The organism is Pseudomonas sp. GL-B-26, assembly GCF_019947405.1.
In the GTDB taxonomy this organism is placed as follows: Bacteria; Pseudomonadota; Gammaproteobacteria; order Pseudomonadales; family Pseudomonadaceae; genus Aquipseudomonas.
Genome location: NZ_JAGYGJ010000010.1, coordinates 1 through 22648 on the forward strand (window position 1 = coordinate 1; position 22648 = coordinate 22648).

A 22648-nucleotide genomic window follows, 5' to 3' on the forward strand; every position below is an offset into this window, starting at 1 on the left:
ATACTGAACCTCCACCAACCTGCCAATCCCCGACATCCCCTCTAGGAGCAATTCCCCGAGGAGACTACAATCGCCACCCCCGCCTCGTTGGCTGATCTGCCCCGCCCATGTTGACCTGTTCCGTACACCCGCTTCCCTATTGCGCCAACCCCGCCGAGTACTTCGCGGCGATTCGTCATGCCCCCGGTGCCGTGCTGCTCGACAGTGGCCGGCCGAGTGCCGAGCGTGGACGTTATGACCTGCTCAGTGCCTGGCCGCTGGAGCAAATAGCGGTATTGCCTGACGAAAGTGGCAGCGATTTCCTGCAACGCCTTCGCGACAATCTGACACGACTCGGTGAAGCGGCTGTTCCTTGCGATTTGCCCTTCGCTGGCGGCCTCATCGGCTATCTGAGCTACGACTTCGGCCGGCATCTGGAAAACCTGCCGAGTCAGGCTCAGGACGATCTGCAATTGCCCGACGCACGTTTCGGGCTGTATGACTGGGCGCTGATCAGCGATCACCAACTGAGTACGAGTCAGTTGGTCTTCCATCCGTCGCTGATCGACAGCGAACGTCAGCGCCTGATCACGCTATTCAGTAAGCCTACGGCTGAAGCAGTCGAGTCTTTCAAGTTGAAAGCCCCGATGAAGGCCGACCTGAGCGCTGACGAATATCGCCACGCGCTCGAACGCATTCAGCAGTACATCCAGGCCGGCGACTGTTACCAGGTCAACTTCGCCCAGCGTTTCCGCGCTCAGTGCCAGGGCGATCCATGGGCCGCGTATTGCGCGCTGCGGGCGGCGTGCCCGACGCCGTTTTCCGGTTTTCAGAGCCTGCCCGACGGCGGCGCGGTGTTGAGCCTGTCGCCAGAACGTTTCGTCAAAGTCAGCGAACGCCATGTGGAAACCCGCCCGATCAAAGGCACCCGCCCTCGCGGACTGACCGCTGCCGAAGATGCGGCAAACGCCGCCGAACTGCTGGTCAGCCCCAAGGACCGCGCGGAAAACCTGATGATCGTCGACCTGCTGCGCAATGACCTCGGCCGTACGTGCCGTATCGGTTCGGTGCGGGTGCCGGAGTTGTTCAGCCTGGAAAGCTACCCGAACGTGCATCACCTGGTGAGCAGCGTGACCGGAGAACTGGCGGATGATCGGGACGCGCTGGACCTGATCGCTGGCAGCTTCCCTGGCGGCTCGATTACCGGTGCACCGAAAATTCGTGCGATGCAGATCATCGACGAGCTGGAGCCGACGCGTCGCGGGTTGTATTGCGGGTCTTTGCTGTATCTGGACGTGCGCGGCGAGATGGACAGCTCCATCGCCATTCGCAGTTTGCTGGTGAAAGATGGGCAGGTGTGTTGCTGGGGCGGTGGCGGGATCGTCGCGGATTCAGAGTGGCAGGCCGAGTATCAGGAATCGATTACCAAGGTAAAAGTACTGCTCGATACCTTGCAAAACCTTTAGCTTTTGTGGCGAGGGGGCTTGCCCCCGTTGGGTTGCGAAGCGACCCCAAAACCAGACACTGCGATTCTTCAGATAGAACGCGTGTAAAGGTTTTACGACTGCTTCGCAGCCGAACGGGGGCAAGCCCCCTCGCCACAGGTATCGGTTTACAGACTTAGGGCCCGGTTAGAAGCCTTGATGAATTCCTGCTTCAGCTCTTCAAAGCTGTGCACGGCCGGGAACTGCGGAAACTCGCGAATCACATTGTCTGGCGCATGGAACAGAATCCCCGCATCCGCCTCGCCCAGCATCGTGGTGTCGTTGTAGGAATCCCCCGCCGCGATCACCCGGTAGTAAAGGCTCTTGAAGGCCAAAACCGACTGGCGCTTGGGATCCTTCTGACGCAATTGATAGCTCGTCACCCGACCGGAATCGTCAGTAATCAGACGATGGCAGAGCAACGTCGGGAAGCCCAGTTGACGCATCAGCGGCTGGGAGAACTCGTAGAACGTGTCCGACAGAATCACCACCTGAAAGCGCTCACGCAGCCAGTTGACGAACTCGATGGCGCCATCCAGCGGCTTGAGCGTGGCGATCACTTCCTGGATGTCGGTGAGTTTCAAGCCGTGCTCGTCGAGAATCCGCAGACGCTGCTTCATGAGCACGTCGTAGTCGGGGATATCCCGGGTGGTAGCCCTCAGGGACTCGATCCCGGTTTTTTCGGCGAAGGCGATCCAGATTTCCGGGACCAGTACACCTTCAAGATCCAGACAGGCAATTTCCACAAGACACTCCCATTTGTATTGATTATTGAGTCGAGCGAGCCAAAAGACTGCCGAACTCTAGCGACTCAGGCTGACCGGTGCAACGCAGAGGACGCGCCAGTCGCTGCAGGATTTTGTTACCATCAGACCCATATAGAGCGCCCAGCGCCACCGACCTGTAGGAAGCCACCCTGATGAGCCCAACGTTCGACGTCGTGGAACTCGCCACGACCTATGCCAACAAATCCGCCCAGGACATCCTGAAACTCGCGTTCGCCGAGTTTGGCGATGACCTGTGGATATCTTTCAGCGGCGCCGAAGACGTGGTGCTGGTAGACATGGCCTGGAAGCTGAACAAGAACGTCAAAGTGTTCAGCCTCGACACCGGCCGCTTGCACCCCGAGACCTACCGCTTCATCGATCAGGTGCGCGAGCACTACAAGATCGACATCGAACTGGTGTCGCCGGACTACACCAAGCTCGAACCTTTCGTGAAGGAAAAGGGCCTGTTCAGTTTCTACAAGGACGGCCATGGCGAATGCTGCGGCATCCGCAAGATCGAGCCGCTGCGTCGCAAGCTCTCGGGAGTGACGGCCTGGGCCACCGGCCAGCGTCGGGATCAGAGCCCTGGAACACGCAGCGCCGTCGCGGTGCTGGAAATCGACACCGCGTTCTCCACCCCGGAACGCACCCTGTACAAATTCAACCCGCTGGCGCAAATGACCAGTGAAGAGATCTGGGGTTACATCCGCATGCTGGAGCTGCCGTACAACAGCTTGCACGAACGCGGGTTCATCAGCATCGGCTGCGAACCGTGCACCCGCCCGGTGTTGCCGAACCAGCACGAGCGCGAAGGTCGCTGGTGGTGGGAAGAAGCGACGCAGAAAGAATGCGGGCTGCACGCTGGCAACATCATCAGCAAATCCAAAGCTTAAAAACCGCTTCAACAAATGTGTACACACGAATGTCACCATAGGTGCCATTTATGTGTGCACTTTTCATTTCAGCGCCCCAAAAAGTTACACGCCCCTTTCCAGACTTTCTCAGTCGACCTTTCGTACACATCCCACTGAAAAATAAATACCTGTTCAAACAGTCAATTTATATCGCCTTTATTTCAGTCACTTATCGACTGCCAATAACAAAACGAAATTAGCGATGATTTTCATAGATCGCCATCTGGCATGGATCTGGCTTAAGTGCATACATGTTTTGTATACAATCACATCAAAACATACACACACTTTAGATCCGCAAGCCTGAAGCGCCCTATCCCGTACAGGCTGCAGATGCCCCGTAACCAAATGATGCTGACTGCCCGCGACGAAGATTTGTCGAGCCAACGCTCATGCACAGTCATCGCGACGCCAAGCTCGGAGCCTGCCGGAATGCGTACTAGCCTCTCCAATAACAACATCGCGCTGGATCTGCCCTCCTTCCCACCCACTTCAACCCCTCACGACCAAACGTTTCAAGAACCTGTCGTACTCAGCCCCCGCCTGCACAACAAGGACCTGGCGCCGACCAAGGCCGAAGGTCGACGCTGGGGCCGCTACAGCATCTTCGCCCTGTGGACCAACGACGTTCACAACATCGCCAATTATTCATTCGCCATCGGGCTGTATGCCCTCGGACTGGGCGGCTGGCAAATCCTGCTGTCCCTGGGGATCGGTGCGGCGTTGGTGTATTGCTTCATGAACCTCTCCGGTTACATGGGGCAAAAGACCGGTGTGCCGTTTCCTGTCATCAGCCGGATCAGTTTCGGCATTCACGGGGCGCAGATTCCTGCATTGATCCGCGCTGTTATCGCCATCGCCTGGTTCGGGATTCAGACCTACCTAGCCTCGGTGGTCTTTCGCGTACTGCTGACAGCGGTTCATCCCGGCTTCGCCGACTACGACCACAACTCAATCCTCGGTTTATCGAGCCTGGGCTGGGTGTGTTTTGTGGCGATCTGGTTCGTGCAATTGGCGATTCTCGCCTACGGCATGGAAATGGTTCGGCGTTACGAAGCGTTCGCCGGGCCGGTGATTCTGCTGACCGTCGCCGCCCTCGCCGGGTGGATGTACTTTCAGGCCAATGCGACCATCGCCTGGTCGATCCGCGAACCGCTGACTGGCGGTGAGATGTGGCGCAACATCTTTGCCGGTGGTGCGTTGTGGCTGTCGATCTACGGCACGCTGATCCTCAACTTCTGCGACTTCGCCCGTTCTTCGCCGTGCCGCAAGACCATCAAGGTCGGCAATTTCTGGGGCCTGCCGGTGAATATTCTGGTGTTCGCCAGCATCACCGTCCTGCTCTGCGGCGCGCAATTTCAGATCAACGGCCGGATCATCGAAAGCCCGACCGAGATCATTGCCTCGATTCCCAACACCTTCTTTCTGGTGCTCGGCTGCCTGGCCTTCCTGATCGTCACCGTGGCGGTGAACATCATGGCCAACTTCGTCGCCCCGGCCTTCGTGCTGAGCAACCTGGCGCCCAAATACCTGACATTCCGCCGCGCCGGGTTGATCAGCGCGACCATCGCGGTGCTGATCCTGCCGTGGAACCTCTACAACAGCCCGTTGGTGATCGTGTATTTCCTGTCAGGCCTCGGCGCCCTGCTCGGCCCGTTGTACGGCGTGATCATGGTCGACTACTGGCTCGTACGAAAAGGTCAGGTCAACGTGCCGCAGTTGTACAGCGAAGACCCTAACGGCGCTTATTACTACAGCCGCGGAGTCAATTTACGCGCTGTCGCGGCGTTCATTCCTGCCGCGCTGATCGCCATCGTCCTGGCGCTGGTACCGGGCTTCGACAGCGTATCGCCCTTCTCCTGGCTGATCGGTGCCGGGATTGCCGGGACGCTCTACCTGATCATCGCCAAACGGCAGCCCCATTACGCAGACGTCAGCGGTGAAGCCATCGCCGTCGATAACGTCAGCCACTAATCCCTTGGCGGCCCGGCACCGTCGGGCCGCAGAACCACCCGTTATAAGGACTTTCCATGCGAATTCTCGTGGTCAACGTCAACACCACCGAATCCATCACCCAGGCCATCGCGCGTTCGGCTCAGTCCGTGGCCGCGCCGGGCACGGAAATCATCGGCCTGACGCCCTACTTCGGTGCTGACTCCATCGAAGGCAATTTCGAAAGCTACCTGGCCGCCATCGCGGTGATGGATCGGGTGATGGCTTACGACCAACCCTTCGACGCCGTGATCCAGGCCGGTTACGGCGAACACGGCCGCGAGGGTTTGCAGGAGTTGCTCAACGTGCCGGTGGTGGACATCACCGATGCGGCGGCCAGCACCGCCATGTTCCTCGGCCATACCTACTCGGTGGTCACCACGCTGGACCGCACCGTGCCACTGATCGAGGATCGCCTCAAACTGTCCGGACTCTGGGACCGTTGCGCGTCCGTACGGGCCAGTGGTTTGGCGGTACTGGAACTGGAATCCGATCCTGAGCGTGCGCTGGAGGCCATTATTCGTCAGGCGGAATTGGCTGTGCTTGAAGATAAGGCCGAGGTGATTTGCCTGGGGTGCGGCGGTATGGCCGGGCTGGATGAACAGATACGCCGGCGCACCGGGGTGCCGGTGGTGGATGGTGTGACGGCGGCGGTGACGATTGCCGAGTCGTTGGTGCGGTTGGGCTTGTCGACGTCCAAGGTGCGGACTTATGCGACACCGCGGCCGAAGAAAATTATTGGCTGGTCGGGGCGTTTCGGGCAGTAGACCGCGTTATCGTTCATCGCGAGCAAGCTCGGCTCCCACAGGGGATTTGTGAACGCCGCAGATCCAATGTGGGAGCCGAGCTTGCTCGCGATGGCCACGCCTCGGTCTTGAGCCAGGCTCAAAGAGCACTAAACCGCTGTCCCAACCCCTGCACCGCAAACTGCTCAATGACGAAATCCACAAACGCCCGGGTCTTGCCGGGCAGCAGTTTGTGCTCCGCGTAATAGATCGAAATGTTGCCATCGTCGACATACCAGTCCGGCAGCACCCGCTGCAAGGTCCCAGCCTCCAGATAGCCCACGGCAAACGGCATGCTCACCAGGGCAATGCCCAACCCTTGGGCGGCCGTGGCGCAGGCTGCCTCCGAATCACTCATGGTCATCCGCGCCTTGAGCATCAGCGGGCTGTGTTGCTGGGTGCGACTGGTCAATTGCCAGGAGCGCACACGACCGGTCTGCGGCGATCGAATCAGGATGCCATCGTGATGCTTCAGATCATCGGGCTCGGCAATTACCTCACGCCCTGCAAGGTAGTCGGCTGACGCGACCAACACCCGATGGGCCGGCGTCAGCTTGCGTGCCACCACCCCCTGCGGCAGCTCGAATCCTCCACCAATCGCCGCATCGAACCCCTGAGCGATCAGATCGACCTGACGATTATCGAAATGCCAGTCCGGGTTGATCGCCGGAAAGCGCCGCAGAAACTCCCCGAGCAACGGCACGATGTACAAACGCCCGAACACGGTACCCATGCTGACCTTCAACGTCCCCGCGGGTAGCCCTTCGGCGCTGGCCAGATTGGCCACGGCATTCTGGATCGTGTGAAGACTGGAACTCACTTCGCCGAGAAAACGATGACCCGCTTCAGTGAGCGTCAGGCTGCGAGTGCTGCGCTGAAACAGCCGCACACCCAGCCGTGCCTCAAGTTTGGCAACACTCTTGCCCACCGCCGCCGGGGTCAGACTCAGGCGGCGCGCGGCTTCGGCGAAGCTGCCGACCTCGGCACTGCGCACGAAGCATTCGATACTGCTGAAGGTTTCCATAGGCGCCACTATAAACTTTTGGTTTACACAGACTATCGCAATTACCGTCTACTCAGCCGGTAATCCTGAATCGATACTAGGCTCCATCAACCGAGGCATCTCGCCTCGGGACTTTGGAGATCGATATGACTACTCAGAACCTCAGCGGCAAAGTGGCTTTGATTCAAGGCGGATCCCGCGGTATCGGCGCCGCCATTGTCAAACGCCTGGCTGCTGAAGGCGCGGCAGTCGCCTTCACCTACGTCAGCTCCACGGCCAAAGCCGAAGAATTGCAAAACAGCATCACCGGTAACGGCGGCAAAGCCCTCGCGATCAAGGCTGACAGCGCCGACGCCGAGGCCATCCGCAACGCCGTGAGCGCCACCGTAAAAGCCTTTGGTCGACTGGACATTCTGGTCAACAACGCAGGCGTGCTGGCCGTTGCACCGCTGGAAGACTTCAAACTCGAAGACTTCGACCAGACCCTCGCGATCAACGTGCGCAGCGTATTCATCGCCACCCAGGCCGCTGCCAAACACATGACCGAAGGCGGTCGCATCATCAACATCGGCAGCACCAACGCCGACCGCATGCCCTTCGCCGGTGGTGGCCCGTACGCCATGAGCAAATCGGCGCTGGTCGGCCTGACCAAAGGCCTGGCGCGCGACCTCGGCCCGCGCGGTATCACCATCAACAACGTGCAACCGGGCCCGGTCGACACTGACATGAACCCGGCCAGTGGCGACTTCGCCGAAAGCCTGATCCCGTTGATGGCGGTGGGTCGTTACGGCAAAGCGGAAGAAATCGCCAGCTTCGTCGCCTACCTCGTCGGTCCTGAAGCCGGCTACATCACCGGTGCCAGCCTGACCATCGACGGTGGTTTCGGCGCCTGATGTTCTGAATCACGCATAAAAAAACGCCGGCAACCCTGACCAGGTTGCCGGCGTTTTCATCTACGCAGCTTTAAGCCCATTCGAGCGCTGGCAAACCGCAAGCACTCGGCTTGAACGCTTTCAGCGTACGAAGAATGCCATCGGCGTGTGCGTATTTTTCGTCAGCCATCGCCGCATCCGGGATCGCAATCGCGGTCATTCCCGCCGCTTTCGCCGCCGTGACACCAAACGGTGAATCCTCGAACACCAGGCAATCTTCAGGCGCGACACCCAGGCGCCGCGCCGCCGTGAGGAAGATGTCTGGCGCCGGTTTGGCCGCGCCGACTTCCGGATCGTCAGCCGTCACGATGAAATCGAACAGCGCAAACCAGTCGCGATGCAAGGTAGTTTTCTGGCCGAACGACTGACGCGAAGAGCTGGTGCCCACCGCGATCGGAATGTTGTTGGCCTTCAGATGCCGAACCAGCTCCTGTGCGCCAGGCATCGCCAGCGCTGTAGGAAAACGCTCGCGCATCAGCGGTTCGCGGATCACCAGGAACTCTTCGGCGGTGATCGGCAGGTCCAGCGCCTCGACCACATAACGCGCCAGATCACCCGCGCCACGGCCGATGATGTTCTGTTTGACGCTCCAGTCGAAGACCCGACCGTAACGCGCGGCAATCATGGACGTGACCTCGGTGTAAATGCCCTCGGTGTCCAGCAACAAGCCGTCCATATCGAAAATCACGGCCTTGATCGGGCCGAATTGATTCAGCGGTGCATTCATCGCATCTGATCCGTTTTCTAATGACATCCCAGAGGCGGCTCAGGTACGGCCGGGTCCGCGATCGATTAAAGGATTCAGCAGCATAGCGAGCGCGGCGGGCATAGGGCAACGGGCAATGCCTGATCGGTACTAAAACCTGCGCCGAAGTGCTCTTCGTCATTTAGCGATTTCCCCTACACCAAACACTTACTTTCCCGACTTCTTTCCCCGCCGATCCCCCGCAAAGTCTCGCGCTCTGAATTGATCCGCGCGAGGGACTGCGAATGTTCATACCTGACAACCTCCTGGCCTTGAACAATACCATCGGGCTGCTGGTGGTCGCCGCCATGGACCCTGAGCAGCCGGATGTCGAAGCGCTGCTCGATGACTTTCGGCTGTGCCTCAATGACTACGATGTCTGGGCTGAAAGTTTCTGGACCGGCAAGGCCCTGGATGTCGAGCAAGTATTCAAGGTCGGCAATGAAGTCCGTCTAAGCGCGCCGATGCATTCCACCACATCTGTCAGTTCGACAGTCGCCGCGTGCCCGGACAGCGGTCCGTTGACCCTGGTGCATATGTTTGAGGCAGCGCGTTTCGTGCCGATTGGCAATACGCCGGTGATGCTTGAACCTTTGCTTTCCGAGGTGGCGGGTGAGCAGACGTTTGGCGAGCCGATCTACAACGAGATCGGCCCCAGCGGCATCCTGGAAATCCCCGATTGCCAGCGCGGCCAGGGTTATCGCATCACCTTCTTTCCCGATGTATCCGCTGATCACGTCAAAGCACTTTACGCCTCCTATCAGGGCGTCATCGGCGAGTTGGAAGGCTGGTTGCGCAACGAGTGGACGACCGAGTTCGAACCCGCGTGGGCCGGGTTCTCCCAAGCGAATTTCATCAAGCGCTACGGCATGCTGCAACAGGCCGATTGGCGCGGCTTCGAGAACTCGCTGAACGGTTTGTGGGATGACGTGAAACAGATTTACGCCCTGATCGCGGACCTGCAGGCCAACAGCGAAAAACTCCTCGAATACCTGACCCAATCCGAGCTTGAAACGCTGCTGAACGCCTCGGCGGAGTCCATCGCCAAGGTGTTGCTGATGCTGAGCGACGAACCGTTGATGTTCATTCATCTCGCGGCGTTCACCAGTTGGTTGAGGATGCTGCCGCCGCAGTACATCGCCGAGGTCGTGGCGGAAATTCGTACGGAGATATTGATCAGTTTCCTGCTCATGTGCCTCACCGGTCCTGCGGGACTGGAGTTGCGCCTGAGTGAGAAGGTGCTGTCCGGGATCAAGTCCCCGCAGACCCGGCAATGGCTGGCGGCCGCCAGTTTGCGATTGGCTGAGCTCACCGCCAGGTCCGACCTGACAGCCCACGCTGGCGCGCTCAAACCGCTGATGGTCAATGCCCGGAATGCACCGATCAAACCTGCGCCCGCCGTGCCGTTGCAAATCAGCGCAGGTGTTGCGCCGGTTTTGTTGGTGAAGAATCCGGTGGCCATTGCTCGCGACAAGTCTGAAGCCATGACCAGGATTGGCAGGCTGGAACATCGCGACGATGCTCCGGATCAAGCGCGAAACCCCAACGGTGACAGCGCCGATTGCGGACCGTTGACCTGTACCAATGGCTGTCCGGTATCGATGGTCACGGGCGAGGAACTGCTCACGCTGACCGATGGTTCACTGGACGGGATTTTGCCGTTCGACTTCACCCGGCTCTATCGTACCAGTGCGGTGGAGATCGATTGCGGGCTTGGATTCGGCTGGAGTCACAGCCTCGCCCATCACCTGGAAATCGATGGCGACACCGTCATCTGGATCGACCACGAAAACCGTCGCACCACGTTTCCGCTACCGAATATCGAGCGCCCGACGATTCACAACAGCCTGTCGCGGGCGGCGATTTATCTAGGTGACGAGCCGGAAGAACTGATCCTCGCCCTGGCTGGCGAAAAAGCGCGGTTTTTCCACTTTCGTGCAGGACGTCTGACGGCTATCAGCGATGCCTACGGCAATCGGCTGACTGTGCAGCGGGACACTTCTGACAGGATCAAACGCCTCGATAACGGCGTAGGGCGTTCCCTTCTACTGCGCTATGAGCGCCGGCACATCGTCGCCGTCGAGTATCAGCGTTTTCAGCCGGCCGACACTTTGGAAGACGCCTGGCGTACCGAGCAAACACTGGTTGCCTACCGCTATGACGCTCGTCATCGCTTGATCGAAGCGACCAATGCCGCCGGCGAAAGCGAACGCTACGACTACGACGATCAGCACGTGATTCTGCAGCGGCAGTTGGCCGGTGGGGCGAGTTTCTACTGGGAGTGGGAGCGTGCCGGCAAAGCGGCCCGGTGCGTGCGGCATTGGGCGACTTTTTCGCAGATGGACACGCGTTACGTCTGGGACGACAACGGCCGTGTGCTGGTTAAAAACGCCGACGGTAGCGAAGAGATTTACGAGCACGACGACCGGGCGCGACTGGTGCGCAAGGTCGAGCTGGACGGCGGCGAACACCTCAAGGCCTATGACGATCAAGGCCGGCTGCTTGCCGAGCAGGATCCGCTCGGCGCCGTCACCGAATACCGTTACGACGAGGTCGGACGGCTTATCGCGCTGATTCCGCCGGAAGACGAGCCGACGACCTACGAGTATCGCAACGGTTTCCTGCACGCGCGGTTTCGCGGCAAAGCCGTGTGGAAATATCAGCGCAATGCGCAAGGCGACATCACCGAAGCGACCGACCCTGACGGCCATGTCAGCCACTATCACTACGACGAACGAGGGCAGCTGCTGTCGATCCGCTACCCGGACAACAGTCGGCATGTGTTCGTCTGGAACGCTTTGGGGCAACTGCTTGAAGAGACCTTGCCGGATGGTGGTGTGCGGCGGTTTTCCTACGATGCGTTGGGGCAGCAGATTACCCGCCAGGACGAACACGGTGCCGTTACCCAGTATCAATGGGATGCCGTTGGACGACTGATCCAGGCGACTTTGCCTACCGGTGCCAATCGCACGTTCAGCTACAACGCCTACGGAAAAATCACCGCCGAACGCGATGAACTGGGCCGCGTCACCCGCTATGAATACATCGACGACTTGCACCTGGTCAGCCGCCGCATCAATGCCGACGGCACCCAGCTGAAGTACCGCTACGACAATGCCCAGCTGTTACTCACAGAGATAGAAAACGAATCCGGTGAAAAATATCAGCTGGACTACACGCCGAATGGCCTGATCCGACAGGAAACCGGATTCGACGGCCAACGCACGGCGTACGCCTACGACCTCAACGGCCAGCTGTTGGAGAAAACCGAGTTCGGTGAGGACGGCTCGCAGCCGGTGACGGCTTATCAGCGGGATTCGGCGGGAAGGTTGCAGGTCAAAACCTTGCCCGATGGCATCAAGGTTGAATACTGCTACGACAGCCTCGGCCGACTGGTCAGCGTCGACGACGGCCACGACCATCCGCTGGAGTTTGAGTACGACCAACAGGATCGCCTCATCACCGAACATCAGGGCTGGGGCACCTTGCGTTATGGCTACGACACCTGCGGTCAGCTGAATCGCCTGCGCCTGCCGGACGGCAGCAAACTCGATTACCACCACGCCAAGGGTGGCGCGCTGACGGCCATCGACCTCAACGGCGCGCGATTGACGTCACATACTTTCTTCGCCGGTCGCGAACTAAACCGCCAACAAGGCCTGTTGCTCAGCGATTATCAGTATGACGACCAAGGCCGTCTGAAAGCCCACGCTGTCAGCCAACACCTCCAACCGCTGTATCGCCGCGACTATGCCTACAGCGCCAAGGGCAACCTCGACTACATTGCCGACACCCGACACGGCCAACGCAGCTACCAATACGATCCACTCGACCGCCTGATCCGCGTCCGACATTCCCGCGATCAACAACCGGAAAGCTTCGCCCACGACCCGGCGGGCAACCTGCTGATGCAGGATCGTCCTGGCCCGACCACCGTCAAAGGCAATCGCCTGCTGATGCAAGGCGACCGCCATTACGACTACGACGCCTTTGGCAACCTCATCCGCGAACTCCGCGGCACCGGGCAAAAACTGGTCACCGAGTACCGCTACGACTGCCAACATCGGCTGATCGGCGCCACCCTGCCCAACGGCAGCCAGGCGACCTACCGCTACGACGCCTTCGGCCGCCGCATCAGCAAAACCGTCGACGGCAAAACCACCGAGTTCTTCTGGCAGGGCGACCACCTCGTCGCCGAAAGTAGCTGCGAGCACTACCGCAGCTACCTCTACGAACCGGGCAGCTTCCGCCCGCTGGCCATGCTCGATGGCAAAGGGCCGCACAAGGCCTGCCCGTTCTACTACCAACTCGACCACCTCGGCACACCGCAAGAACTCACCGACTACAGCGGCGATATCATCTGGGCCGCCCGATACACAGCCTATGGCCGCCTGACTCGCCTCAACCGCGACACCCATCAGGTACTGGATCAGCCGTTGAGGTTTCAGGGGCAGTATTTCGATGCGGAAACGGGTCTGCATTACAACCGGCATCGCTACTACAATCCGGATGTTGGACGATATTTGACGCCGGATCCGAGCAAGTTGGCGGGTGGGTTAAACGGGTATCAGTACACGCGGAACCCGACAGGGTGGGTTGATCCGCTGGGGTTGAGTGAGTGTCCGGGTGGGGATGGGTGTAAGCGGCCGGCGTTTGGGGATGAGGATCCGGCGGGGACGGCGAAGGTTGATGAGGGTGAGGCTCAACTACCGACCGCTTATACCCAATTTCCAAGCGACCCGAATGAACTGACAAAAGTTCTCGGTGTAGAACCTAAAATTTCGCAAACCAAACATGGAAGTAAAAGGATGGAGTGGCAACCGAACGCTGATACAAGCATCAGATTCGAAAGCCACCCTGGAGATGCAGGTCCATTTAACGAAAGGCACCACGGTGAGCATTATCATATTGAGCTCAAGCCTAGCCATTTGAGCTGGAAACAAGCGGAGAGGAAAAAGGCCATCATAAAGGTCAAGCCACAGAATTATCAGCTTGGCCATGGAACCGGCTTTCTCGTCGGTGAAAAGCATCCAGGTACTTAAAATGACTGTATTTCCGGTTTCAGACGGCACCATCGAAAGCATCACGTGTGAGCATGAAAACTTGTTTGTTGAGTTTCTAGATTGGCAGGAACAGCTTTGGATGGTTACTTTTCAGAATGTCTTAGCATTCAAGGCAGTTGGCGCCGTCGGTTGCGAGGTGTCAGAGATGTATGAGGAAGATGTCACATCGTTATCTGAGGAAGTAAGAGCATTGGATGCATCGGAAATCGGTACGAGTTATTGCTTCGCTGCTGCCAGAGATAACAACGTAATTTTGACTATAGTTGCAAGTGGCTACGTGGCCGAGAAATGTCCTTGATCTCTTGAAGTTACAAAGCCCAGCTCAATGCCGGGCTCGACTCTATCCGAAATATTTGGATTTTAACCGCCTGTGCCACTAGCTCCACCACCCGTTCCCCCCGCTCCACTCCCACTCCTCCCGGAATTCCCAGAACTACCGGACTCTCCAGACCCACTCCCAGAACCGCTCCCACTCGAACCTCCACCGCTCATCGCCCCGCTTCCCTTCTCCGGGCTGGTGCTACTTCCATTTGCATCACCACCATTCCCACCCTTAATAGCGCCAGGCGGCAACGCCTTCTCGTCCGCGGAGCCCGCATTCATTTCGGAGTACGGCGGCATCCCGCCCTTATCCACAGGTGCATCATTGCCGGAGGACTGGGCAAACGCCGACATTGAGCCGGCCGACAACACGCCGATCATCGTCAGGGCCGTCAATTTTGACCTGATCATGGTGTATCTCCTTTAAAAGGTGCGTACCTGATTTCTGGCAGCCATCGCTTTTCAAAGATGCCGCACAATCGACGAGCGGCGCTGAGCCACAGTGTATGTTCAGCTCGGTTCGTTTGAGCCGTCTTCACCGGCAATGTCCGGGTCGTCAGGTAGAGCTTCCACATCCCCGCGCTTCACTTCATCAGACGGTAATTGCTCTACAGCCGTGTCGTCATCAGGCGGACGTTGATCACGACTCAGGGGATCGGTCGGTGAAGGCAGCGGATATTCGGGGGTATCGTCGATGTCGGAGTCTTTCGGATCAGCGTTCATAAGGCACCTCTCTTGGGGCCTGAAAAGCAGGCCCTGAAGTTTCGAGGATTGCGCCATGCATTGCGTTCGATCAGAGAGACGATCGGTCGAGTCCGTCGCAAAGCAGGGTCAATCTTCGTCCTCATCCTCTTCTTCGTCTTCGAACTCGATATTTCCGACATCGCCCGCATCATCGGAATCATTGAGCGGCACTGTTGCATCATCCATCAACGAGCCTGGGTCTTCGTTTCCCGGATCGTTAATAAACGGAAGCCCGCTAGGGCCTTTTTCTTCCTTGCCTTCGGTTTCAGGAGTCATGGCATGCCTCACAACGTTCCAGGGTGTATGAAGTTCGAGGCGGCCCACGACCAAACGTTCCAGAGTCTTGGTCCAGAAATGAAAAACCCGGCGCTTGGCCGGGTTTCTGCTGTAGCTCAATGTCGAATCAGTGATGTTTGTTCTTGTGCTTGTTTTTATGCTTATGCTTGTAGCCGCTACCGGAGTGCGAACTGTCGTTATCGTTACCCAAGTTGTTGCCTACCGCCCCACCCGCCGCGCCGCCCAGGCCTGCGCCAATGGTCGAACCGGTCGAACCACCGACGCTATTGCCGATCACCGAGCCACCGGCCGACCCCAGGCCACCACCAATAGCCGCTTCTGTGCGACTGCCTTTGTTCGCGCCAACCGCGCTACCCGCCGCGCCGCCTACACCGGCGCCAATCGCGGCACCCGTGCTGCCGCCCATTTGCCGGCCGACCACGTCACCTAGTGCACCGCCAATACCACCGCCAACTGCAGCGGTGCCGTCACCGGCTGCCATTGCACCTTGAGCGACCAAAAGTCCCAGAACCAACGTGGACAATGTCAAACGCATGATATGAACCTCTAAATTCCGTATCGGGGGTAAGAGAACTCGTTACGGATGGCGTGAGTCTAGCTTTTTCATCACGCCAACCCTGATCGTTGGACAGCTGTAAATTAGAAGAGCGCGAAGAAGAAATATCCAGATACAAAAAGCCCGGCATCAAGCCGGGCTTTTTGAGCTGATCAATCAGGATCAGTGACGCTTGTGCCCTTTGGCCAGGTTGCTGCCTACGCCGCCGCCCAATGCACCGCCCAAGCCTGCGCCAATGGTGGAACCGGTCTTGCCGCCCAGGCTGTTGCCGATTATCGAACCGCCGGCCGCACCAACACCACCACCAATGGCGGCTTTAGTGCGGCTGCCTTTGCGTGCTCCAACAGCACTGCCGGCCGCGCCCGCGACACCAGCACCAATCGCTGCACCGGTGCTGCCGCCCATGCTCTGGCCGATCACATTACCCAGCGCGCCACCCAAACCACCACCGATGGCGGCAGTGCCGTCACCCGCAGCCATTGCACCTTGAGCAACCAAAAGCCCCAGAACCAGAGCAGGCAGAGTTAAACGCATGACAAAAACCTCAAAAAAAGGGGTAACCGAAAGGGGCGAGATTGAATGCTTTAGAGGAGACAAAGTCCAGACACGCACGGGCACAACCTCGCAATAGGCGACGGTTGGACAGCGTTTTTAGAAAAGGTTTTATGACAGGCAAAAAAAAGCCCGCTGGGGAACGGGCCAGGTACTGCTTTCTAACGGATGAGTTGAGCCTACGTAGGTAGGTGTGAAAAGTTTGTGAAAAAAAACACCGACAGCGAGTTATGTATCTGTAGTCCAAATCCCAACAACCGACCTTGTGAAAATGAAAACCCCGCTCAATGGCGGGGGCTGTCCGTTTGACGGTTACTTCCTGGAAGACGGCATCCTCTTGGGCAAGAAATTCGCCTTTTCGGATCGGGGCACCTTGGATTTCAATTTGGCGACCCGGGTCCGGTTTTCACCAAAGCCCGCCATATACTCCGCTTGACCACACTGCACGCAATTATTGATCGGAAACTCAGACCCGTCGTCTTCGATATACGAATCAGCCATACCTTTCCCCTCTCAAAAAAGGGTCGACACCGGCAAGCCCTATTTGCCTGAAAAATGTCGACCTTCAACGCTTTTGAGACTAGCCAGTCATTACTGGACTTGTAGTTCGGATTATTGCGTCCCCGACGAACGGCCTCGCGACTCAATCACCTCAACTTGACCGCCGTCCCGGTCACGAACACCACTACCATTCCGCCCTTCCCGGCCGGCATGCTGATCTCATAATCAAGCCCCACCACCGCATCAGCCTGAAGTGCCCGCGCCCGTTCCTTCAACTCGTCGGTTGCCTGAATCCGTGCTTCCTTCAACGCCCGCTCCAATGTCTGAGAGCGCCCACCGAAAAAATCCCGCATCCCGGCGAACATATCGCGGATCACGTTGACACCCTGCACCGACTCGGCACTGACGATGTCCAGATAGGCGGTGATTTGTCGGCCTTCGATGGTGTGGGTTGTGGTGGTGATCATTAAATTTCCTTCTTCATAGCCCGGGGATAATTACTCAAGGCAACCTGGACAGATGTTGAGCCAACGCATCAAACGCCGGCAAGGTGACCGGATCATTAGCCGAGTTACTGGCGACCGGGTGGGAGGCGTAGCGAACAATCACCATCTCGGCTTTCGGATCGACATAAATGCGCTGCCCATGAACCCCGCGCGCCATGAAGGCGCCGCCCTCTTTTTTGGTCACCCACCACATTGAACGGTAGCTCCAACCCTTCAACAAATCGTAACCCGCCTGGGCGAATGCCTGCTTGTCACCGCCGCGACGTATGTCGTCGACCACTGCTTTGGGCACGATTTGCTGACCGTTGAACTGGCCGTCATTACGCAACATCTCGCCAAATCGTGCCAGGTCACGCAAGCCGGTGTTCAAGCCGCCGCCGGCAAATGGGGTGCCAATGGAGTCCACCGTGAAATAGGCGTCCTGCTCAGTACCCAAACGGCTCCAGATCCGCTCCGACAGGCTTCAGCACGCCAAAGTAACGCTCGTAGACAACTTTCCCGCGATGCATCACCACAATCCCGTCGGTGTAGGTGGCCGCGAGAGATTGATCCCAGGTCATCGGAGCCTTCGCGCCCAGCGGGACGAAGCTGATCGCATCGATGTCTTTGCGCAGTGCAGATACCAATGGAAGCGGTGCACCGAGCCCCCGTGAAACGTTGATCGTAGGCATCAGTTGACGGAAGTTCGAGACACTCCAGCGCATCGCCGGGAACTGGAAATAGCTGCCATCTTCGAAACGTACGGTGCGATCTGCAGGTGGTGGCGAGCCGACCATCCAGCCTAGTTTTGCGGGGTCGCTGGCTATGGCGTCGGGGAAAGTCTTGGTTGTAGATGCGGTGGCGAATAAGGAGACGGTACTCATCAACACGGCGGTGAGGGAAATAGCTATGGCGCGGGAAGCGGCGCGAGGGTGAGACATAGTGTCGATTCCATTCGAGGGGCTTAGGGCAGTCCAACAGGTTAGAGCAGCTTGACCAACACTGCGGTGACAGTTGCGGTGACAGTGGCCACCGTGCCAATCAACCCAGTCGCTACAGCCACCGGATACCAAAAAGTCTCACGGGTCATCTTCCCGGCCTCGGCGTTCAGCTTGCGCTGCTCAGCCATCAGCTTGACGATCTCCACGTGAACCTTTTCCAGTTCGGCCTGTTTCATGGTGAATTCCTGCATAACGTGCGTTCGTCCTTCCAGATAATAGGCCGCGTCACGTGCCTTGCCGTTGATTCATTTTGCCCCCTTAAGGCGCATAGCGAATACCCCTCACGAAACGGCTCGAGTCAGGTGCCGAAACCTATGAAAGCACCCAGCTACCTGGCTTTCCAGCATTACTTCCCACATGCCTATCACCCGTCCTACATGAATTTCGGAAGCGCCTTCGCCGATGAGCGTGGGTCAATAACATTGCCATCCACAAAATCCAGACGCCAGAAACCACAAAACCCCTGACTTCTCTCGAAATCAGGGGTTTTGGTTACATCGAATTTGGCGGTGAAGGAGAGATTCGAACTCTCGATACAATTTCTTGTATACACACTTTCCAGGCGTGCTCCTTAAGCCACTCGGACACTTCACCGTATCTCTTCAAACAAGTTCTGTCTGTCGAGGCGCGCTAATGTAGTCGAAAGCTTTTCCGATGGCAAACTTTTTTTGCAGAATTTTCATGCGCTTAGCGTTTTAGTCGTTCGAGCAGGTTCCAGTCCATGGCAAACCCGCCAATCTCCGGCTTCGCGCCCTCCTCTATATAGAGGGGAATGCGCGGCTGGCGTGGCGGGCGACGCTTGCCGGGCGGGGAAAGGGTGACTGGGCGGTCAGTCACAGCGCTTTACCTGACCTGCGGCGGTGGGTAACGTCTGCCCTACTTTATTGAAAGGAATAGCGTCATGAGTGAGTTGATTTCTTACCATCTCGAAGACGGTATCGCGACCCTGACCTTGAGCAATGGCAAGGTCAATGCCATCTCTCCAGACGTGATTGCTGCGTTTAACGCCGCGCTGGATCGGGCGGTGACTGATCGTGCGGTGGTGATCATTACCGGTACGCCCGGGATGCTGTCGGGCGGTTATGACTTGAAGGTGATGACCTCCGGTCCTAAAGAAGCCGTGGCGCTGGTGACTGCCGGTTCAACCCTGGCCCGTCGTCTGTTGGCGCACCCGTTCCCGGTGATCGTGGCATGCCCTGGGCATGCGGTGGCCAAGGGCGCGTTCCTGCTGTTGTCGGTGGATTACCGCATTGGTGTCGACGGCCCGTTCACCATTGGTTTGAACGAAGTGCAGATCGGCATGACCATGCACCACGCCGGTATCGAGCTGGCCCGTGATCGTCTGCGCAAGTCGGCATTCCATCGCTCTGTGATCAACGCTGAGATGTTTAATCCGCAGAGCGCCGTGGATGCCGGTTTCTTCGACCTGGTGGTGTCGGCGGAAGAGCTGCAAGGCGCGGCGCTGGCAGCGGCTCGTCAGTTGAAGAAGATCAACATGACCGCTCACAAGCACACCAAGCTCAAAGTACGCAAAGCACTGCTGGAGACGCTGGACAACGCGATCATCCAGGATCAGGAGGTTTTGGGTTAAACCCAAACGTGCCGCACCGAAAAGCCCGACCATCGTGTCGGGCTTTTTCTTACGCGCTCCGTTGAAAAGCCTACAACCGCTCTAGATCGCGTCTGACCCATAAGTCGGAAACATGCGCTCAAACATCGCCTATCTCCCACCTCTATAGCGGCAATTGCCGAAAACAGTGCACATCCGTACACTGCGCCACCTTTTGTCCCGGTGGGCCTGTAAATGCTGTTTGTGTTTCGTATGTTATTGATGGGCCTGCACTTTATTCTGGCTGGTGTGCTCGGGGTGATTCTCGGTCTGTGCCGACCTTTCAATCCGGATAACAGCCGTTTGTGCGCGCGTCTTTATGCATGGCCGGCGATGTGCATTTTGCGTCTGCGGGTGAAGGCCGACGTCGGACCTCTGATGGATAAACCCGACAGCTGTGTGATCATTGCCAATCACCAGTCCAACTACGATCTGTTTGTGTTCGGCAACGTGGTGCCCCGCCGCACCGTGTGTATTGGCAAGAAGAGTCTGAAATGGGTACCGCTGTTTGGTCAGTTGTTCTGGCTGGCGGGCAATGTGCTGATCGATCGCGGCAATGCGCAGAAAGCGCGTCAGTCGATGCTGACCACTACCCACACGCTGCAGAATGAAGACACGTCGATCTGGGTCTTCCCGGAAGGCACACGCAACCTGGGCGAAGAGTTGCTGCCGTTCAAGAAAGGCGCCTTTCAAATGGCCATTGCCGCCGGAGTGCCGATTGTTCCGGTGTGTGTCAGCAGTTACGTTAAACACATGCGATTGAACCGTTGGCGCAGTGGGAAGATTCTGATCCGCTCGTTACCGGCGATTCCTACAGCTGGATTGAGCCTGGATGACATGCCGCTGCTGATTGCCCAGTGCCGCGAGCAGATGCGCGAGTGCATCGCTTCGATGGATCGGCAACTGCAAGCCGCGTAAAAGAAACCCGCCTTGTGCGGGTTTTCTTTTGTCTGCGAGCTTTTGCCTACGAACTCCGCAGATTTCACTGACTCTCAAGCAGCAGACAGGGCTAAGCTGGAGACTGCCTGCCACTGCCATCTTTGCTAATAGAAAGCTGCCAATAAGAAGTGAATCACTATCATGGGTAGAGTTGTTGCTGCTGCGGTTTATAGCGCCGGTAAGAAAGTCACCAATATCACCCTCGACGAAGGCGCTGCCTGGGCGGCAAAGCCTGGCCACTTTGTCTGGATCGGCCTTGAAGAGCCAAACGCCCAAGAGCTGTTCAATCTGCAACGTCAGTTCAACCTGCACGAACTGGCCATCGAAGACGCCCTGGAAAAACACAGTCGACCGAAACTGGAAACCTTCGGCGACGCGCTGTTCATCGTCACGTATTCGCCGATCCGGCATGAAGGCAAACTGCAGTTCATCGAGACGCATATCTTTGCCGGCAACGGTTACATCATTACCGCACGCAATGGTCACTCGGCGTCCTACGCCCATGTCCGACAGCGCTGTGAGGCGCGTCCGCTGTTGCTGGAGCACGGGGAAGATTTCGTACTCTATGCCATCCTCGACTTCGTGATCGAAAACTACCAGCCCGTGGGCGAGGCGATCCACGCTGAGATCGATGAACTGGAACGCAATGTCATGTGTAGCTCCCTGAACGAGCGCGACATTCAAAAACTCCACAGCCTGCGCCGCGATGTATTGCGCTTGCGCCGGTTTGCGGCGCCGATGGTGGAGATCGGTGAGGAATTGCAGAAGCTGAGCTTCCCGTTTATCGACAAGAACATGCGGCCTTACTTTCGCGATGTGCAGATCCACGTCACGCGGCAGATGGAAGACTTGACGACCCTGGCGGACATTGCCAGCCAGACCATTGAGGTTGGGGTGTTGCTGGAGGCGTCACGCCAAAGCGTGGTGCAGCGCAAATTTGCGGCGTGGGCGGCGATTCTGGCGTTCCCGACGGCGGTGGCGGGGATTTACGGGATGAACTTCCAGAACATGCCGGAGTTGAGTTGGCATTACGGGTATTTCGGGGTGTTGGGGTTTATTGCAGTGGGTTGCGTGGGTTTGTGGGCGAGTTTCAAGAAGTCGGGGTGGTTGTAGCCATTACCGAGGAGCCTGTGACATTCGCGAGCAAGCCCGCTCCCACAATGATCTCTGCAACACCAGAGATCCACTGTGGGAGCGGGCTTGCTCGCGAAGCTTTTATCTTTTAAACCGCCCCGGCTTCTGGCTTGTGCGCCACAAACCGCATCATCCACTCCGCAACGGTAGTGCCGTGATGCTCGTGCTCAAGGCTCGCCATACCTTTCGAATAAATCTGCTCGCCCAGCGCTTCCTGACGAATATCCAACAGCGCGCGCGAGTAATCGTGAATGAATTCCGGATGCCCCTGGAAGCACAGCACCTGATCGTTGATGTGGTACGCAGCGAACGGGCAGAAATCGCTGGAAGCAATGACCGTGGCGTTTTCCGGGAGCGCGGTGACCTGGTCCTGATGGCTGATCAACAAGGTCAGCTCCTCCCTCACCGGGCTCATCCACGGCGCCTTGGCGGCGAGTTTGTAGTTGTGGGTGCCGACGCCCCAGCCTTGGGTCGCGCGTTCACTCTTACCACCCAGCAGCAGCGCCAACAGTTGATGGCCGAAGCACACGCCCAGCAGTTTGTCGCCGCGCTCGTAGCGGGTCAGCAGGTAAGCCCTGAGGGTTTCAATCCACGGGTCGGCGCCGAAAGAATCGGCCTTGCTGCCGGTGACCAGATAGGCATCGAACGTCAGCTCATTGCTGGGATATTCGCCCTGCATCACGTTGTACACGGTGAACTCGGCAGCGATGGGTTGCTGCGAAAACAGACGCTGGAACATCTGCCCGTAACCCTGATATTGATCGACCAGTTCCGGACGCAGGATGTCGGTTTCCAGAATGCAGATGCGTAACGACATAAAAAATACCTGACACTTGATGGGAATA

21 protein-coding genes, 1 tRNA gene and 1 pseudogene are annotated in these 22648 nt (G+C 57.9%); 10 read left to right on the top strand and 13 right to left on the bottom strand.

Going from position 1 to position 22648, the window contains the following annotated elements; genetic code table 11:
• The first annotated feature begins 107 nt into the window (after positions 1–107).
• Entirely contained in the window at positions 108–1445 is a 1338-nt protein-coding gene (gene pabB, locus KGB23_RS08675; protein ID WP_223430691.1) for an aminodeoxychorismate synthase component I, read from the top strand.
• Between the two features lie 146 nt (positions 1446–1591).
• On the opposite strand, the gene thrH is transcribed toward pabB, so the two are convergent.
• Complete coding sequence (thrH, locus tag KGB23_RS08680; protein ID WP_056744191.1) at positions 1592–2209, bottom strand: bifunctional phosphoserine phosphatase/homoserine phosphotransferase ThrH; 618 nt, start codon at positions 2207–2209, stop codon at positions 1592–1594.
• Positions 2210–2382: 173 nt separating this feature from the next.
• Here thrH and KGB23_RS08685 point away from each other — a divergent pair, with 173 nt between their 5' ends.
• The 3 genes from KGB23_RS08685 (at position 2383) to KGB23_RS08695 (ending at position 5903) form a co-directional block, all read left to right on the top strand.
• Positions 2383–3123, top strand: a complete 741-nt coding sequence (locus KGB23_RS08685) for a phosphoadenylyl-sulfate reductase (RefSeq protein ID WP_008027340.1) — start codon at positions 2383–2385, stop codon at positions 3121–3123.
• 453 nt (positions 3124–3576) lie between these two features.
• The gene (locus tag KGB23_RS08690; RefSeq protein WP_223430693.1) at positions 3577–5118 is read left to right on the top strand and encodes an NCS1 family nucleobase:cation symporter-1; all 1542 of its coding nucleotides are present in this window, start codon (positions 3577–3579) and stop codon (positions 5116–5118) included.
• A gap of 56 nt (positions 5119–5174) precedes the next feature.
• Positions 5175–5903 carry an aspartate/glutamate racemase family protein gene (locus KGB23_RS08695; protein WP_223430694.1) on the top strand — a complete coding sequence of 243 codons (729 nt, stop codon included), beginning with the start codon at positions 5175–5177 and terminating at the stop codon, positions 5901–5903.
• A 118-nt stretch (positions 5904–6021) separates the two neighbouring features.
• On the opposite strand, the gene KGB23_RS08700 is transcribed toward KGB23_RS08695, so the two are convergent.
• The gene (locus KGB23_RS08700; protein ID WP_223430695.1) at positions 6022–6945 is read right to left on the bottom strand and encodes a LysR family transcriptional regulator; all 924 of its coding nucleotides are present in this window, start codon (positions 6943–6945) and stop codon (positions 6022–6024) included.
• Between the two features lie 125 nt (positions 6946–7070).
• Between KGB23_RS08700 and KGB23_RS08705 the strand changes: the two genes are divergently transcribed.
• Positions 7071–7817, top strand: a complete 747-nt coding sequence (locus tag KGB23_RS08705) for a 3-oxoacyl-ACP reductase family protein (protein ID WP_150655255.1) — start codon at positions 7071–7073, stop codon at positions 7815–7817.
• A 70-nt stretch (positions 7818–7887) separates the two neighbouring features.
• Here the strand turns inward: KGB23_RS08705 and KGB23_RS08710 are convergent, their stop codons facing one another.
• Positions 7888–8583 carry an HAD-IA family hydrolase gene (locus KGB23_RS08710; RefSeq protein WP_046047919.1) on the bottom strand — a complete coding sequence of 232 codons (696 nt, stop codon included), beginning with the start codon at positions 8581–8583 and terminating at the stop codon, positions 7888–7890.
• 263 nt (positions 8584–8846) lie between these two features.
• Here KGB23_RS08710 and KGB23_RS08715 point away from each other — a divergent pair, with 263 nt between their 5' ends.
• Together KGB23_RS08715 and KGB23_RS08720 are read left to right on the top strand one after the other, a co-directional pair.
• Positions 8847–13643, top strand: coding sequence for an RHS repeat-associated core domain-containing protein (locus tag KGB23_RS08715; protein WP_223430696.1), 4797 nt, complete (start codon positions 8847–8849; stop codon positions 13641–13643).
• Between the two features lies 1 nt (position 13644).
• Positions 13645–13962 (top strand): hypothetical protein, encoded by a 318-nt coding sequence (locus KGB23_RS08720; protein ID WP_223430697.1) that lies wholly within the window; start codon positions 13645–13647, stop codon positions 13960–13962.
• A 533-nt stretch (positions 13963–14495) separates the two neighbouring features.
• Here KGB23_RS08720 and KGB23_RS08730 read toward each other — a convergent pair.
• The 9 genes and pseudogenes from KGB23_RS08730 to KGB23_RS08775 all read right to left on the bottom strand — a co-directional run bounded on the left by KGB23_RS08730 (position 14496) and on the right by KGB23_RS08775 (position 18958).
• Positions 14496–14708, bottom strand: coding sequence for a hypothetical protein (locus tag KGB23_RS08730; protein WP_223430700.1), 213 nt, complete (start codon positions 14706–14708; stop codon positions 14496–14498).
• 108 nt (positions 14709–14816) lie between these two features.
• On the bottom strand, positions 14817–15005 hold the full coding sequence (locus tag KGB23_RS08735; protein ID WP_046047922.1) for a hypothetical protein: 189 nt from the start codon (positions 15003–15005) through the stop codon (positions 14817–14819).
• A gap of 127 nt (positions 15006–15132) precedes the next feature.
• Positions 15133–15561, bottom strand: coding sequence for a glycine zipper domain-containing protein (locus KGB23_RS08740; protein WP_223430701.1), 429 nt, complete (start codon positions 15559–15561; stop codon positions 15133–15135).
• Between the two features lie 183 nt (positions 15562–15744).
• Complete coding sequence (locus tag KGB23_RS08745; RefSeq protein ID WP_095130298.1) at positions 15745–16116, bottom strand: bacteriocin; 372 nt, start codon at positions 16114–16116, stop codon at positions 15745–15747.
• 665 nt (positions 16117–16781) lie between these two features.
• Positions 16782–17102: a YbjQ family protein gene (locus KGB23_RS08755; protein WP_095130296.1), complete on the bottom strand. Its 321-nt coding sequence runs from the start codon at positions 17100–17102 to the stop codon at positions 16782–16784.
• Between the two features lie 34 nt (positions 17103–17136).
• A pseudogene (locus KGB23_RS08760) lies at positions 17137–18061 on the bottom strand (hypothetical protein).
• Between the two features lie 41 nt (positions 18062–18102).
• Entirely contained in the window at positions 18103–18297 is a 195-nt protein-coding gene (locus KGB23_RS08765; RefSeq protein WP_082555884.1) for a hypothetical protein, read from the bottom strand.
• A 328-nt stretch (positions 18298–18625) separates the two neighbouring features.
• Positions 18626–18715, bottom strand: a tRNA-Ser gene (locus tag KGB23_RS08770).
• A gap of 93 nt (positions 18716–18808) precedes the next feature.
• Positions 18809–18958 (bottom strand): hypothetical protein, encoded by a 150-nt coding sequence (locus tag KGB23_RS08775; RefSeq protein WP_185049171.1) that lies wholly within the window; start codon positions 18956–18958, stop codon positions 18809–18811.
• Between the two features lie 64 nt (positions 18959–19022).
• On the opposite strand from KGB23_RS08775, the gene KGB23_RS08780 reads away from it, so the two are divergent.
• From KGB23_RS08780 to KGB23_RS08790, 3 genes are all read left to right on the top strand, one after another.
• Positions 19023–19712, top strand: coding sequence for a crotonase/enoyl-CoA hydratase family protein (locus KGB23_RS08780; protein ID WP_223430704.1), 690 nt, complete (start codon positions 19023–19025; stop codon positions 19710–19712).
• 213 nt (positions 19713–19925) lie between these two features.
• On the top strand, positions 19926–20648 hold the full coding sequence (locus KGB23_RS08785; protein WP_056744165.1) for a 1-acylglycerol-3-phosphate O-acyltransferase: 723 nt from the start codon (positions 19926–19928) through the stop codon (positions 20646–20648).
• A gap of 162 nt (positions 20649–20810) precedes the next feature.
• On the top strand, positions 20811–21782 hold the full coding sequence (locus KGB23_RS08790; RefSeq protein ID WP_223430705.1) for a magnesium and cobalt transport protein CorA: 972 nt from the start codon (positions 20811–20813) through the stop codon (positions 21780–21782).
• A gap of 109 nt (positions 21783–21891) precedes the next feature.
• Here KGB23_RS08790 and KGB23_RS08795 read toward each other — a convergent pair whose 3' ends face one another.
• Positions 21892–22620, bottom strand: coding sequence for an amidotransferase (locus KGB23_RS08795; protein WP_223430706.1), 729 nt, complete (start codon positions 22618–22620; stop codon positions 21892–21894).
• Positions 22621–22648: the final 28 nt, after the last annotated feature.